Source organism: Streptomyces flavochromogenes (assembly GCF_000717595.1).
Lineage (GTDB): Bacteria > Actinomycetota > Actinomycetes > Streptomycetales > Streptomycetaceae > Streptomyces > Streptomyces flavochromogenes.
The window spans coordinates 1-704 of the sequence record NZ_JNZO01000094.1 but is presented as its reverse complement, the minus strand read 5'-3'; the positions used below and the strand labels follow the sequence as shown (position 1 = coordinate 704).

Annotated in this window: 1 protein-coding gene and 1 pseudogene; one reads left to right on the top strand and one right to left on the bottom strand. The window is 72.6% G+C overall.

Annotation, left to right across the window (positions count from 1 at the left end):
* Nucleotides 1-250, bottom strand: a 250-nt coding sequence (locus tag IF00_RS0140380; RefSeq protein WP_030327105.1) for a trypsin-like serine protease, incomplete at its 3' end; no start/stop codon positions are given.
* A gap of 205 nt (nt 251-455) precedes the next feature.
* On the opposite strand from IF00_RS0140380, the pseudogene IF00_RS45985 reads away from it, so the two are divergent.
* Nucleotides 456-704: pseudogene (locus IF00_RS45985) on the top strand (erythromycin esterase family protein); the annotation flags it as partial.

The window sequence follows — 704 nt, the reverse complement described above, 5'->3', positions numbered from 1 at the left end:
TGACGCAGTGGGCCGCCGTCAGCACCCACTGGGGATCGATCAGCGACGCCCCGCAGTTGCCGTCGTACACGCCGTACTTCGGGGCCGACTCGGGGATCGCCGCCATGAACGGATAGCGCTCCGTGGAGTCGGCCCCGTTGACGATCGCCCCGGCGCTGCCGGCCATCAGAGTGGCGCATGTCGCGACGGCGAGCGCACCGACGGCAGTGGTGCGCACCGCGCGGCGGCCGACCGACTTCAAACTGAACACAGGGGGTTCCTTCCGTGTGAATCCTGGTGTGCCCGACCCACCCTGGTCGTTGCGAGATCCGCCGGACCATCCGGCCAGCAGGCACGATCGCGGTGGGGGTGTCCCCCGGGGAAAGCCGGTGGGGCACCCCAGCGCGGTCGGCGCCCCGGCACACGAAGATCACTTCATCGGCTCGGGGAGCCGCCGCACGCAAGGAGTGATCGGAATGCACGCGTACACGAAGACGACCGGCCGGCGAGGGTTCCTCGCGCTGACGGGAGCGCTCGCCGCCGCGGCGGCGGCCGCTCCCCTGTCCTCCGCCGCACCGGCCGTGCCGGCGTCCTCGGCGGCACCGCACGAGACCGGTCGCCCAGAACACCGGGAGACACGCCTCGTACGGTCCCTGGAACGGGCCGCTCACCCGCTGCGCTCCACGGAGCCCGGTGGCCGGACCGGGGACCTTCGGGCGCTGAGC